We start from the raw sequence: 13996 nt of genomic DNA on the forward strand, positions 1-13996 counted from the left end.
AATGTTTAACCGATAATTCAAGATCTTTTATAGACCAAACTTTATTTTTTCTTTAATTTTTTCCGGATTGTTTGTTTCTCCATCAATTGCATGGTTCCATTGAAATATTGCCTCACGTTTACGTCCAACTTGCCAATAAGCATCACCCAAATGGTCATTAAGTATTGGATCACTAGGTTGCAATTTAACGGCGGTTTCTAATGTTGTAACAGCTTGGGGATATTGTTTCAGTTTGTAATAGGCCCATCCTAAAGAATCGAGGATATAACTATTTTGAGATTGTAACATAACAGCTTTTTTAAGCATATTTAATGATTCTTCAAGTTTTTGATCACGATTGATAAGGGAGTAAGCTAAATAATTGAGTACTTGCGGTTGATCAGGAACAAGTGTAAGTGCTTTGCGAAAATCAGTTTCAGCTTTTGACCATTGGTTTAAATAATTAAATGCAATACCACGTTGATAAAAAAGTCTCCAATTATCTTGTTGAAGGTCTGTTATTTGCGCGATAGCGTGATCTATGATTTTGATCGCTTTAGGAAAATTATTTATCTGCATATAAATAGCAGCTAGAGCGATAAAAATATGATGGTCATTAGGAAATTTTTTCTCTAATAACGTTAATAATTTAATAGCTTCATCGTAAGCACCATTTTCAGCAAGAGTCAACGCAAGTTGGAATTGTCCATCTCTATAATAAGGGGAGCTAAGTGGTAAAGAACGATAAATTTTAATGGCTTGATTAAAATCATCTAATTTTGTAGAAATTTTTGCTAATTGAAACAGGGCTGCTTCATTTTTAGGATACAGAGCTAACGAGAATTGCTGAAAAATACGTGCGATTCTTTCTGAGCCTTTTTTGTTAAGAGTTGTTCCAAAATTATATAATACTTCACCAATTCCTTGTTGAGGTGTTATAATAGGATTTTCTATATTAGCTCCTTTTTCAACTTTTTTACGGATATTTTCGAGTGTTTTGTGCCCTGATAATATCTTTTCTCCATGTAGGAGAGTTTTTATAGCATCGCTGCGCATATTCTGACGTAATTGGAATGAGGCATAGGCTATAATAATACGTTCATAGGTATAAGGAGCTGTAATAGCTCCTTGTTGATTGTTGAATGCTTGAATAAAGTATTTTTTTGCGTCTTTTGGATTTTTTGCTAAATCATTCATAAGAGCAAGATGATAAAGAGTATACCAAGAGGGCTTTGAGTGTTTTTCAAGTTTAGCGATTGCTTTAATATGATTACCTGATCCGAATTCAGCCCAAGCATTGGTCAGCTCAAATATTGGATTATTATCAGGAGGAAATTTTTGAGTTTGTAGAAGCAGTTGAGCTTCTTTATAATTTTTTTTGATAAGATTTTCTATTGATAATGTTAAGGAAATGAGTGGCGTAATAATACCTTTTTCTTTCAATTTTTTTGCTTGTTGAACAGCTTCTGTGAATGCTCCTACATTTAGCATTGCCTGAAAAATTTCTTTTTGTGTCTCAAGATTATTAGGTTCATAAGTGAGCGCTTGTTTAAAATAGTGGATAGCAAGATTCATCTTGTTTTCATAATTCGCAATTCGTCCTGCTAGATAGGAACCTGTAAATGAACTTGGATTAAGAGTTTTTTCAACTGCACTGTAAGTGGGCAGTGGTATCAGTATGATTCCTATGAGAGTAAAAAAACGCGATACTATTGCCCTGCGCATAAAGTTAATCCTTCTTAAAGATAATCAATTATTTCTATAGTTTCTAAAGTATTTCTGAGTGTTTTACTAAAAATATTATATTGTGATTCTTACAAAGAATTAGTTTACGCGTTCAATACAAAAATCGATAATATCAATTAATGCATTTTTAGCAGGATTGTCCTTTATTGAGGAAAGAGCATCAATGGCACGTTTTCCGTAAATTCGAGCTTGCTCTATTGTATCGGTTAGACCATCGTATTTTTCTATTAATTGTTGCGCATGCTTTAAGGCTTCATCATCGTTATGGTTATTTTCAAGAGCTTGTTTCCAAAATATTTTTTCTATGTCATTTCCGCGTGCGTATGATAAAATAACAGGCATTGTAATTTTACCTTCACGAAAGTCATCCCCAATATTTTTTCCTAGATATTGAGCACTGCTACTGTAATCAAGAACATCGTCAATCAATTGGAAAGCTAACCCTAATGATAGACCATATTGATGTAATGCAGAGCGTTCTTCAGGCCCATAACCAGCAATAATGGGTCCGACTTCAGCTGCTGCTGAGAAAAGAGCAGCTGTTTTTGCATTTATAATTTTGAGATAATCGGAAACATTAGTTTCTATATTTTTTGCAGCAGAAAGTTGCATAACTTCCCCTTCAGCGATGATCGCAGCAGCATTTGATAAGACAGAGAGTGCGTCCAAAGAACCAACGTCTACCATCATTTTAAAAGCTTGTCCTAATAAAAAATCACCGACAAGAATACTTGCTTGATTGCCCCAAATTATTCGTGCTGTAGACTTTCCCCGTCGTAACGCGCTTTCATCAACAACATCGTCGTGTAATAGGGTTGCTGTATGCATAAACTCAACTGCTGTTGCGAGTTTTATATGTTTATCGCCTTGATAACCAAACATATGGGCGGTTGCTAAGGTAATCATTGGACGTATTCGTTTACCGCCCGATGAAATAAGATAATTAGAAATTTCAGGAATCATCGCAACATTCGATTTAGCCATAGAAATAGTCAATTGATTTACACACTCCATATCTTCTTTGGTAAGACTGAAAAGAGGATGGAGGGAGTCTTGTTTTTTTTTATGCTGCAGTTGTGTGGTGGCTCCCAATTTGTTCACTCCTAAAATATTTCAGATAGATATCCTTATAGCATAAAGAGGGATGAGTTTTGACTCAAGCTTTGGTGCTAGTTGGAAATAAAAATTTTGATAATATTGAAAAAATATTTTTTTTTATACTAATCATATCAGTTTAAATAAGATAGTTTAAATAGCAATTTCAAAAATATGAATGAAATAATCAGGATAATGTTAAGCTTTTAGATGAGTAGAGTAAACAATTATAATGATGAAACAATAGATGGTTTTCATCGTGGTAAGTTTTATTTAGTACAACCACGTTTACGAGGGCATCGGTCTGGTATGGATGCTATGTTGCTTGCTGGTTTGGTTCCTAGTGGTTTTAAAGGAAAAGTTGTTGATTTAGGTGCAGGCGCTGGTGCAGCAGGATTAGCGGTTGCTTCACGTTGTGATGAAGCTCATATTACATTGGTTGAACGGTCTTCTTTTATGATATCTTATGCTCAGAAAACACTTATGCTACAACAGAATGAGAAGTTAGCGAGCAGAGTTTGTTTATTAAAAGTAGATATTACCTTAAGAGGTAAAGAACGCTTGAAGGCAGGACTGATGGATAATGCATTTGATTTTGCAATTATGAATCCTCCTTTTAATAGTTCAGAAGATCGTAAAACACCTGATGAGGAAAAATTAGAAGCACATGTTATGTCTGAAGCAATGTTTGAGAATTGGTTTCGGTGTGCGTCAGCAATTGTTAGACCAGGTGGATATTTAGGATTAATTGCACGTCCGCAATCTCTGAATGATATATTATGTGCTTTAAAAGGGCGCTTTGGTAATGTATGTATAGTTCCTGTTCATTCTCACGCTGAGACAGCAGCGATTCGCATTTTATTTTATGCAAAACGTGGGAGCAGAGCTGGCTTGTCTATATTGCCACCATTGGTTATGCATGAGAGTGGTAGCCATATTTTTTTACCGCGGGTTAATGCGATTAATAATGGATATATCAGCTTGTGGGAAAGTTTTTAATACTTGCGTTTTTAAATTTATTTCTTAAATTTAGATAAGAATTATTTTGCTTTTTCGATTTTTATAGGGAGCTTTTATTTTTATGGGTTGTATAAAGAATTTAATATCACGTTGTTTTCGTTCTAATACGGTTCAAATCCCTGTAGTAAGGCTTCAGGGGGCGATTATATCATCAAATTCGTCGATATCACGTACATTGTCATTGGCGAGGTGTGCAAGCCTTTTGGATAAAGCTTTTTCTTATAAAAAAGCACCAGCAGTTGCTTTAGTTATCAATTCTCCTGGTGGTTCTCCCGTGCAATCACGTCTTATTTTTCAGCGTATTCGCGATTTAGCAAATGAAAAAAACAAACAGGTTCTTACATTTGTTGAAGACGTAGCTGCATCAGGTGGTTATATGATTGCTTGTGCTGGAGATGAAATTTTTTCTGATCCTTCCTCTATTGTTGGTTCTATTGGTGTTGTCTCAGCTTCTTTTGGTTTTCCTGAACTTTTGAAGAAAATTGGTGTGGAGCGTCGTGTTTATACAGCAGGAAAAAACAAGGTTACATTAGATCCATTTCAACCAGAAAAGAAAGCAGATGTTGATCATTTGAAATCTTTGCAACTTGAAGTTCATCAAACTTTTATTGATTTGGTCAAGGAAAGACGTATGTCAAAATTATCAGATGATTCAAATATTTTTACAGGAATGTTTTGGAGCGGAAAAAAAGGCGTTGAACTTGGCTTAATTGATGAATTAGGTGATATTCGTTCTGTTATTAAAAAACGGTTTGGTGATAATGCAAAGTTACGCTTAATTTCTCCTCCAAAAAGTCTTTTGTCTTCTAAAGTACCTTTAGGTATTTCTACTGATACCGCTTATACGGCAGTGGATGGTGTTATGATGGCAGCAGAAGAGCGGGCACTTTGGCAACGTTATGGCTTGTAATGCCAATAGCGTTTCATTAAATGCTTAAAAAGTTGATAGTGACTTTAGAAAGTGCTCACAGGAGCAGAAATGAATAGTGGTGAGTTTTATTTTATTTAGTTTGCCATATACCATAGCTTTTTATAGCTTTATGTATTGAAATATCATTAAAATGGGTATCTCAGTATATTTTCATTCGAGAGTTACACTATGCGCAAATGTAAAAAAGGAGTGCACGTGAAAGATTCTTGTATAGGTGAATATTACGTTCAATGACATCAAATATACATATTTCGCTTAAAAAGTGTTCTTATGTATTTACACCTATTAAGTTGAACTTAGCTTTGCATGTTGTGGGTCAGCGTGCTGATGGCTATCATTTATTAGAAAGCTTGGTTTATTTTAGTCTTAGCGGTGATTGTTTAGGTTACGCGCCTTTTGAAAGTGATCGCTTTGTTGTAACAGGACCTTTTGCAAATAGAATTATTGCAGGCACAGAAAATTTGGTTATCCGCGCTCGTGATTTTATGCGTGAGAAATTTCCTAAAAGTGCTAAACCTAGTTTTTTTAGGCTTGTTAAGACATTGCCCGTTGCATCAGGTATTGGAGGTGGATCAGGTGATGCTGCAAGTGTATTACATATGTTACGTCGGCAATGGAAGCTTGATTGTTCTTGTGAAAAGTTAGCAGAAATGAGTTTAGTTCTTGGAGCTGATGTGCCGATGTGTTTATTTGCATTGGAGTATCAACAGCCACTTTTTGTTAAAGGAATTGGCGAGGATATAGTGCCAATAAAAGGAGCTTGTTCTCTTGCAATGGTATTGGTTAATCATGGTCAACACATTGCTACAGAGACTATTTTTAAAGCTTTAGAAAAGTGTAATCATTCCCGTTTAAAAATTCATTCATCTGCTTTTAAGACGGTTTTTTCGTTGGTTGATTCTTTGAAAAAAACGCGTAATGATCTTTTTATTCCTGCATTAAAAATAGCTCCTCAGTTGGCTGAAGTCTTATATGCGTTGGATAAAAGTGGTTCTCTTTTTTCTCGTATGTCTGGTTCAGGTGCGACATGTTTTGGGATTTTTAAAAATCAGCAGGCAGCGCAAAAAGCAGCTTTTCTTATTAAATCGATGTATCCCGATTGGTTTGTGAAACCTATCATAACTCTAGGTACGCGATAACAGTAATCAGAAAAAGAATTTTGGTCTTTTGTATTGGGTATATAAAGGAATATTTTTAGCTGAGTGCTCATTGAGCTAGATGCTTATGGACTTTAGTTTGATAGATTTAATTTATGGCAGGAGTTTTTTTAAGTCTAACAAAGATAGTGGCTTATTATTTAAGTAGTGAAATATTAGAAAAGAAAAATGATAACGAAATAGAACTATCAATAAAGGAAAAAACTCTTTAGTGAAATGATCATAATTTCTGATAGCGTTACACTTATGTCTCATTATGTGAAATAGTTTTATTTCTTTCACTTATCTTAATACGATTAAATGTAAGATCATCACTTTTGTAAGTGTAGTTTAAAATAGTACCTACTTACTATGGTTTAAATGCAAGTATTTGGATGTATCCAAAATCATTAATCACGTTATCATATCATATAGTTTGTTATTAGCTGAAATTATGATAAAGCTAATCAATTTATATTGTATCTTATAAATCTGTTCTGCATGATGTGTTGATATCTGACATTATAAGCTTTGCTAAAACTAAGGAAGATTATTTCGAGTATATGATGTTAGAAGATTGCGAGTATATTGCTGCAATATATACATTGGAGAATTTTTATTTATGGGATTTGGTTCCAATGATAAAAGTAATTTAAGTGGTTATGTCCAGTTATTTTCTAATATATTGCTTCAGAGTAGTTTAGTATCAACATAAATTGAAAAAGTTTGGTTTTGTTGAACAAATTTTAAAATGGAGTATGTTATCAATTTTAATCGGTTTATCTGAAGCAGTTTTTGTGAGTTTAAGATAAAGTATTGTATTTACCATTATAATAATTCGTTAGTAATTATTTTGTGCAAATTTAGTGAACAGTTATCCATTATCTTTATTTATATTTTTCTCACTTACAATTTGCCAGATGATAAGTTTATAGGAAATGACTTATTATTTAAGGGATAATTTTTATATTAAGCAACAGCTTTTTGTGCATAATATATGATATCTAAGATATAGCTTTTAAAAATTGGTGTGGGATATGAAATTATTTTAGCTAAAATAGAATTTTTATAAAAATCTCAGAGAAGTTAATATTGGGGAGGTACTATTATGATGTCAGGAATAAAAGCTATAATTTCTGGTATTTCTGGTATTTTTTTAGAAGATTATGAAAAAGAATTTATTATTGAACATAAGCCTTGGGCTTTTATTTTATTTGCGCGAAATATAGGAACAGCAGATGAGTTGAAAGGACTTACTACTTCTTTACGAGAGATAAGTAAACGCGATGATGTTTTTATTTTTATTGATCAAGAAGGTGGAAGAGTACAGCGTTTACGTCCGCCTTTGGCACCGGATTATCCAGTAGCTAAAACTTTAGGAGAAATTTATAGAAAAGATCAAGATAAAGGACTTCGTGCTGCGTGGATTATGTCACGGCTTCATGCTTTTGATTTGATGAAATATGGTATTAACGCGAATTGCCTCCCTGTTTTAGATGTGCCGGTGGTAGGAGCTCATGATGTAATTGGAACGCGCGCTTATTCTCAAGATCCACAAGTTGTTGCTGCGTTAGGGGGTGCTGCTGCTCAAGGGCTTTTGGATGGTGGCGTTTTACCAGTGATAAAACATATACCTGGGCATGGGCGAGCATTTTCTGATACGCATTTGGAATTAGCATACGTAGATATGCCACTTGATATTTTGGAGCAGAGTGATTTTATTCCATTTAAAAATTTAGCTGATTTACCAGCTGCAATGACTGCTCATATTGTTTATAAAGCGATTGATGATAAGTTACCAGCGACGTTATCTAAAAAAGTTATTGAAAATGTTATCCGTCAAAAAATAGGTTTTGATGGACTTTTAATGTCGGATGATTTGTCAATGAAAGCTCTTTCAGATAGTTCATTATCAGAAAATCTTTCAGATCTAACAAGTAAAATTTTTGCAGCAGGGTGTGATATCGTTCTTCATTGTCATGGTCAACTACAGGAGATGCATACTGTTGCTGATGCTGCTCCATTTTTGGAAGGAAAAGCATTGGAGCGTGTATGTAGTATTCGCTCTAAGGTTACAACACCAGATCATTCGAATGAAAGTGCTTTAAGAGAGGAATTTTCAAGTCTTTTAGCCCTTGTTTAAATGAAAAAGGTAATTTTAATATTTTTATCTATGATAATATGATGTGCAGAATTGAAAATGTTCTTTTAAAGTGGTCGTTTTATTGCCTTTAATTTATGCAGAGAATATAATATTAATTAGAACATAAGGCTATAATAATATTTATTGATGTACGTCTTTCTTCAAAAAAATGAGTATGAACCAATTTAGGGGTATAGATGAAGCTATGGGTAATATTTTTTCGCCAACACATTTAATTGTAATTTTGTTGATTATCCTTATACTTTTTGGCCGTGGTAAGGTTTCTGAATTAATGGGTGACGTTGCTAAGGGTATAAAAGCTTTTAAAAGTAATATGAAGGAAGAGGAGGGAAGTCCTGAAAGCGAGTTTGAAGTAGCTGATTACTCTAAAACAATAGATGCTGCTCAGTATTCTCAGCCGTTATCAGAAGAGCATGTGGTAGGTTTAAAAAACAGTACCTCTTCAAATAAGGCGAGAAAAGATTCTGCTAAGAAAGAGTAATGTGCAGGGTGATTAAAGACGAAATCATAATTTAGCAATAGTCTTTTAAATGGGGAAGTTGAGTATAAGCGATGTTTGGCATTGATGGATCAGAGTTTCTTGTTATCTTGCTTATTTTCATCATCTTGGTTGGACCAAAGGACTTGCCTAAAATGCTGAGAGTTATAGCAAGAGCGATTGCATATATGCGTTCAACAGCTAATGAATTTCGTCATCATTTTGATGATGCGATAAAACAAGCTGAGTTAGATGATTTGAAAAAGATATTGCCGAATACTAGTGATCTTAATTCTAAAAAAGAATTTAAAAAATCTTGTGACTCAAGATATAATAAAAAAGGAGATATTTCAGGTAATTTTAATGTTGATACTGCACTCCATAAATCAGAAAAAGATATAGAAATCTTTGAATTTGGTACAAATGAAGTCAATGAAGATTTAACTGTGTCTACTTCTCATAGCCATAAAATTATCTATGCAGATTTTAAAGATAAAGATAAGGAAAATATATCGTGACTTCTAAAAAAGATGAAGTTGATGTCAAAGTCACTCTTTTAGAGCATTTGATTGAGCTTCGTCAGAGAATTATTGCAGCTCTGATTGTATTTTTTATAGCTTTTACTTTGTGTTTTCTTATCAAAGATTATATTTTGAATTTTTTGATATGGCCCTATCAGTGGGCGATGAAGATATCAGGTAGTTATCCTGGAAATATTCGTCTTCAATCAACACAAGTGTGGGAGACTTTTTTAACGAAGATGAAACTTGCTGCGTTTGGTGCAGTTATTTTATCATTTCCTTATATGGCTTTTCAGCTTTATAGTTTTATAGCTCCAGGACTTTATAAAAATGAGCGTCGAGCTTTTTTACCATTTCTTATTAGCGCACCAATTTTATTTATTGTAGGAGGAACATTTGTTTATGGTCTCTTAGCTCCGTTAATGCTGTGGTTTAGTCTTTCTCAGCAGGCTTTACCGGATTTGCGTTTAAGGATAGAGTTTATAGCTCGTATCTCAGATTATTTAAATTTTATGATATCTTTTATTTTAATTTTTGGTTTAATTTTTCAATTGCCTCTTATCATAACTCTTTTAACGAGAGTCGGATTATTGACAAGCCACATGTTAACATCAAAACGAAAGTGGGCTATTTTAATTTCTTTTATAGTTGCTGCTATGGTGACACCATCAGATTTTTTTACTATGTTTGCAGTAGCTTTACCGACTGTACTTCTTTATGAGATCTCAATTTTTATTGCACGCTGGATAGAAAAAAACAAGAAATCTTCGTAGTGAAGTTATTTTGTACAGTAAGAAATGAATAAAAATGATGCAAAAAAGGGATTTAAATGCTTGATATTAAATGGATTCGTGATCATCCTGAAGAATTGGATAGAGCGCTTGCAAAGAGAGGTCTTGAACCTCAAGCTGAAAATTTGCAGAAATTTGATCGTGAGCGTCGCTTGCATGTTTCTAAAGTACAACAGGCCAAAGAGTTGCGCAATTCAGCTTCAGAAAAGATAAGGCAAGCTTTAGCTGTTGGTGATAAAGAAACTGCTAATCGTGTTAAGGCTGAGGTTGAAGAAATAAAAGTTTTTCTTTCTTCTGCGGTTTTAGAAGAAAAGCGGTTAACAGATAGATTAGAAGAAGCTCTTTCAGCAATACCTAATATTCCATTAGATGATGTTCCAGAAGGAAAAGACGAAAACGATAACGTTGTAATGCGCTATTTTGGTATACCACAAACGTTTGATTTTCTACCAAAGGAGCATTTTGATCTTGGTCAAAATCTTAAACAAATGGATTTTGAACGAGCTAGTCGATTATCAGGTTCACGTTTTACAGTTCTTTCAGGTTCATTAGCACGTTTAGAACGTGCTTTAGGCCAATTTATGCTGGACATGCATGTGGACGAACACGGTTATCAAGAGATTTCAGTTCCTCTTCTTGTTCGTGATGAGATTGTTTACGGAGCAGCCCAATTGCCTAAATTTTCTGAAGATCTTTTTCGAACAATAGATGGCCGATGGCTTATTTCTACAGCAGAAGTACCCTTAGTCAATTTAGTTAACAGTGAAATTCTTGATATTACAGAGTTACCTTTGCGATTTACATCTCTTACTCCTTGTTTTCGTTCAGAGGCAGGAGCTGCAGGGCGTGATACACGTGGTATGTTACGTCAACATCAGTTTAGAAAAGTAGAATTGGTATCGATTACCACAGAGGAACAATCCTTAGAGGAATTAGAACGTATGACGGAATGTGCAGAAAATGTTTTGAAGCGTCTTGGTTTGCCTTTTCGTACTGTAGTTCTTTCTACTGGTGATATGGGTTTTGCAGCACGTAAGACCTATGATATTGAAGTATGGCTTCCAGGGCAAGAATGTTATCGTGAAATTTCAAGTTGTTCGATTTGCGGTGATTTTCAAGGACGGCGTATGAATGCTAGATATCGTTTAGAAGGTGAAAAAACATTGCGCTTTGTACATAGTTTAAACGGCTCTGGGACAGCTATTGGTCGTTGTCTTATAGCTATTCTTGAAAATTACCAACAAGCCGATGGTTCAATTATTATTCCGGATGTTTTACGACCTTATATGCGAGATATGAATTATATTACAGTTTAATTTTACAAAAAGAAATAAGGTACACATTTGCTATTTATAAATAATACCTAATTTAACTAATAATTCATCATCTTTATCATCCATCAGCACTTTAAATAGGATCATATTCTCTTATTTTAAATTTTTTTATTTTATATCAAGAGAAACTATCTATTTACGTATCAAAAAAGATCATTGAAGTACAAATGAAATCCCTTTATCATGTTTATAATATCTTTACATATTATTCATATCCAAGAGCTTTTTGAATTATAAAAAACTTTCCACTAAGTCTAAAGTAAGATTATATTTTTTATAATGCTCTCTTTCTATAAAGATCAAAAGAAGGGACTACTTTTAAATAGCTACAGCTAACGATTTTTTCTTCTGCGAAGATATTATATCTTTAATTTCTTGTTGACATGTTTTTGCTTCTTTAACAAGATTTATAATTTTCTGTGCTTGAACTTCTGACACCTTAATACTGCTAGCAAGTGTCTGACAATCATTTTTTTGAATTGCCGTACATTCGTATGTTGAAAGACGAGAATTAACTTGATTTAAAAAAACAGAAAGTTTCTTGTTAATTTGAGAAATATTTTTTTCTCTTAAAATATTTTTTCGCATATCACTTGGTAGATTTAAAAGATGCTGTATTTCATTACTAAGCATTACTACAGATTTGTGGATCTGTTCTTGCTCTTTTTCATAGTTTTTAAGAATTTGTTTCTGATGCATTTCTACAATTTTTGCATATTTTTTAGTTGCTTTACAGAGCTCTGGGACATTATTTTCAGCCCTTATACGCTGCAAACTTTTAAAACAAAATATTTTAAAACCTGCAAGTTTGGAGAAGGATTTAGGAGAGTTTTTGAGTTTTTGGCTATATGTTTCTCCTAATTGTGGATTCTTAATGATTTGTGTTAGATAGTTGTTCAATAATTCTCGGTTTCCAAATACGAGTTCTGAAAGATTTTGCACTTTTTCCGCATACTCTTGAACAACAGAATCAATTTTAATTTTATTAATAACTTCATTCTGGGTTAAAGGAGCTAATGCTTTTACCAGAATAAGAAAACGCTTAGAATTCTGTGTTTGAGCTTCACTTGAATTATAATTTTCGTAGATATCTTCTTCTTCGCTTTTTAGGTTCTGTGTTTGAGCATCTGGATTATCATAAATATCAGTAGTGTCATAGATATCCTCATTTTTCGTTGCTCTTTTCTTCAATACCCGCGTGTAAAATCTATTTGGATTATAATTTGCGTAGATACCTTCTTGCTTGCTTCCCAGCTCTTGTGTTTGAGCTTCACTTGAATTATAATTTTCGTAGATATCTTCTTCTTCGCTTTTTAGGTTCTGTGTTTGAGCATCTGGATTATCATAAATATCAGTAGTGTCATAGATATCCTCATTTTTCGTTGCTCTTTTCTTCAATACCCGCGTGTAAAATCTATTTGGATTATAATTTGCGTAGATACCTTCTTGCTTGCTTCCCAGCTCTTGTGTTTGAGCTTCACTTGAATTATAATTTTCGTAGATATCTTCTTCTTCGCTTTTTAGGTTCTGTGTTTGAGCATCTGGATTATCATAAATATCAGTAGTGTCATAGATATCCTCATTTTTCGTTGCTCTTTTCTTCAATACCCGCGTGTAAAATCTATTTGGATTATAATTTGCGTAGATACCTTCTTGCTTGCTTCCCAGCTCTTGTGTTTGAGCTTCACTTGAATTATAATTTTCGTAGATATCTTCTTCTTCGCTTTTTAGGTTCTGTGTTTGAGCATCTGGATTATCATAAATATCAGTAGTGTCATAGATATCCTCATTTTTCGTTGCTCTTTTCTTCAATACCCGCGTGTAAAATCTATTTGGATTATAATTTGCGTAGATACCTTCTTGCTTGCTTCCCAGCTCTTGTGTTTGAGCTTCATTTAGATCATACGTGATTTTTTGGAAAAGGTTAATTTCTTCCAGTACTTTTTTGGCTTTTGTAACAACATCTATCAATTTCAGCGCTTGATCGTCTGATATACCTATACTTTCAGCAAGAGGCTGACTCTGATTTTCTTCAAGCATCTGGAGCTCATTTTCTGAAAGACGCATCTCAACTGAATTTAAAAACAACCCCACCTCTTTACCAAGTTGAAAAGTATCTTGATTTTTGAAAACATTACACAGTTCATCATGTGATAAAGCAATAAGATATTGTACATTATCATTAGGCATTAAAATTTTTCGTGTGCAACGCGCTTGTTCCAAGTTATTACGGTAAATAACTGCATCTTTGACATTTTTTATAGTATTCCCGTACTTGTGAATTGCTAAACTAAGCTGCAAAACATGTCGTTCAGCCTTTATACGTCGCAAACTTTTAAAACCATATATTTTAAAACCTGCAAGTTTAAGGAAGGATTCAGGAGAGTTTCTAAATATATCCGCCAACTCTGATGCAGAATTTGGATTATCATTTATCCGTTGTATTAAGGAAGGTAATGTTGTCCAGTTTTTAGATACAATTAGTGACAAACTTATAATTTCTTTTTGTATGTCTTCAATCAAAGGATCACGTAAAGCCCGTTTAATAATTTCATCATTCGTCAGAGAAGGTACTTCTTTTGATGGGACAAGAACATAATTAGGCATTTTTTTCTTTTCTCCAAAATTCATATAAATTGATGCATTAGCTTCAGATGACTCAATAACAATTGTTTTATTTGATATTATCTAAATAGTTTCAATGAAATAATGTTTTTGTTACATGCTTCTAATTTTTTATTATATTTTTAAATTACTATGGCTGTTACTCTCTAATAATGAGATTTGAAAAACTTGATTAA

The 13996-nt window shown here is 33.4% G+C and carries 11 protein-coding genes; 8 read left to right on the top strand and 3 right to left on the bottom strand.

Translation table 11 applies throughout. The annotated features are described in order from the left end of the window. Positions 1-27 precede the first annotated feature (27 nt). Positions 28-1704, bottom strand: coding sequence for a tetratricopeptide repeat protein (locus Bho11B_RS02765; RefSeq protein WP_078673606.1), 1677 nt, complete (start codon positions 1702-1704; stop codon positions 28-30). Positions 1705-1803: 99 nt separating this feature from the next. After that, positions 1804-2817, bottom strand: a complete 1014-nt coding sequence (locus tag Bho11B_RS02770; RefSeq protein ID WP_078673607.1) for a polyprenyl synthetase family protein — start codon at positions 2815-2817, stop codon at positions 1804-1806. A gap of 213 nt (positions 2818-3030) precedes the next feature. Between Bho11B_RS02770 and Bho11B_RS02775 the strand changes: the two genes are divergently transcribed. The 8 genes from Bho11B_RS02775 to serS all read left to right on the top strand — a co-directional run bounded on the left by Bho11B_RS02775 (position 3031) and on the right by serS (position 11177). Beyond that, positions 3031-3819, top strand: coding sequence for a tRNA1(Val) (adenine(37)-N6)-methyltransferase (locus Bho11B_RS02775; protein WP_078673608.1), 789 nt, complete (start codon positions 3031-3033; stop codon positions 3817-3819). A gap of 82 nt (positions 3820-3901) precedes the next feature. Next, positions 3902-4750 (top strand): S49 family peptidase, encoded by an 849-nt coding sequence (locus Bho11B_RS02780; protein ID WP_078673609.1) that lies wholly within the window; start codon positions 3902-3904, stop codon positions 4748-4750. A 251-nt stretch (positions 4751-5001) separates the two neighbouring features. Further along, positions 5002-5910 (top strand): 4-(cytidine 5'-diphospho)-2-C-methyl-D-erythritol kinase, encoded by a 909-nt coding sequence (locus tag Bho11B_RS02785; RefSeq protein WP_035006237.1) that lies wholly within the window; start codon positions 5002-5004, stop codon positions 5908-5910. A gap of 1108 nt (positions 5911-7018) precedes the next feature. Further along, entirely contained in the window at positions 7019-8050 is a 1032-nt protein-coding gene (gene nagZ / locus Bho11B_RS02790; RefSeq protein WP_035006704.1) for a beta-N-acetylhexosaminidase, read from the top strand. A gap of 205 nt (positions 8051-8255) precedes the next feature. Continuing rightward, positions 8256-8552, top strand: a complete 297-nt coding sequence (gene tatA / locus Bho11B_RS02795) for a twin-arginine translocase TatA/TatE family subunit (protein ID WP_035006701.1) — start codon at positions 8256-8258, stop codon at positions 8550-8552. Between the two features lie 71 nt (positions 8553-8623). Beyond that, positions 8624-9067: a Sec-independent protein translocase protein TatB gene (gene tatB, locus Bho11B_RS02800; protein ID WP_035006236.1), complete on the top strand. Its 444-nt coding sequence runs from the start codon at positions 8624-8626 to the stop codon at positions 9065-9067. Continuing rightward, positions 9064-9843: a twin-arginine translocase subunit TatC gene (tatC, locus tag Bho11B_RS02805; protein WP_035006235.1), complete on the top strand. Its 780-nt coding sequence runs from the start codon at positions 9064-9066 to the stop codon at positions 9841-9843. Before tatB ends, tatC begins: the two co-directional genes overlap by 4 nt. Positions 9844-9899: 56 nt before the next feature. Further along, complete coding sequence (gene serS, locus Bho11B_RS02810; RefSeq protein ID WP_078673610.1) at positions 9900-11177, top strand: serine--tRNA ligase; 1278 nt, start codon at positions 9900-9902, stop codon at positions 11175-11177. A 336-nt stretch (positions 11178-11513) separates the two neighbouring features. Here serS and Bho11B_RS02815 read toward each other — a convergent pair whose 3' ends face one another. After that, entirely contained in the window at positions 11514-13802 is a 2289-nt protein-coding gene (locus Bho11B_RS02815; protein ID WP_172802082.1) for a BID domain-containing T4SS effector, read from the bottom strand. Positions 13803-13996: the final 194 nt, after the last annotated feature.

The organism is Bartonella sp. 11B (assembly GCF_002022625.1).
GTDB classification, from domain to species: domain Bacteria; phylum Pseudomonadota; class Alphaproteobacteria; order Rhizobiales; family Rhizobiaceae; genus Bartonella; species Bartonella rochalimae.

Excerpts from the sequence above, each read along its gene's own strand:
- Bho11B_RS02765 (WP_078673606.1), bottom strand. The coding sequence starts at position 1,704 with ATGCGCAGGGCAATAGTATCGCGTTTTTTTACTCTCATAGGAATCATA.
- Bho11B_RS02775 (WP_078673608.1), top strand. The coding sequence starts at position 3,031 with ATGAGTAGAGTAAACAATTATAATGATGAAACAATAGATGGTTTTCAT.
- Bho11B_RS02780 (WP_078673609.1), top strand. The coding sequence starts at position 3,902 with ATGGGTTGTATAAAGAATTTAATATCACGTTGTTTTCGTTCTAATACG.
- Bho11B_RS02785 (WP_035006237.1), top strand. The coding sequence starts at position 5,002 with ATGACATCAAATATACATATTTCGCTTAAAAAGTGTTCTTATGTATTT.
- nagZ (WP_035006704.1), top strand. The coding sequence starts at position 7,019 with ATGTCAGGAATAAAAGCTATAATTTCTGGTATTTCTGGTATTTTTTTA.
- tatA (WP_035006701.1), top strand. The coding sequence starts at position 8,256 with ATGGGTAATATTTTTTCGCCAACACATTTAATTGTAATTTTGTTGATT.
- tatB (WP_035006236.1), top strand. The coding sequence starts at position 8,624 with ATGTTTGGCATTGATGGATCAGAGTTTCTTGTTATCTTGCTTATTTTC.
- serS (WP_078673610.1), top strand. The coding sequence starts at position 9,900 with ATGCTTGATATTAAATGGATTCGTGATCATCCTGAAGAATTGGATAGA.
- Bho11B_RS02815 (WP_172802082.1), bottom strand. The coding sequence starts at position 13,802 with ATGCCTAATTATGTTCTTGTCCCATCAAAAGAAGTACCTTCTCTGACG.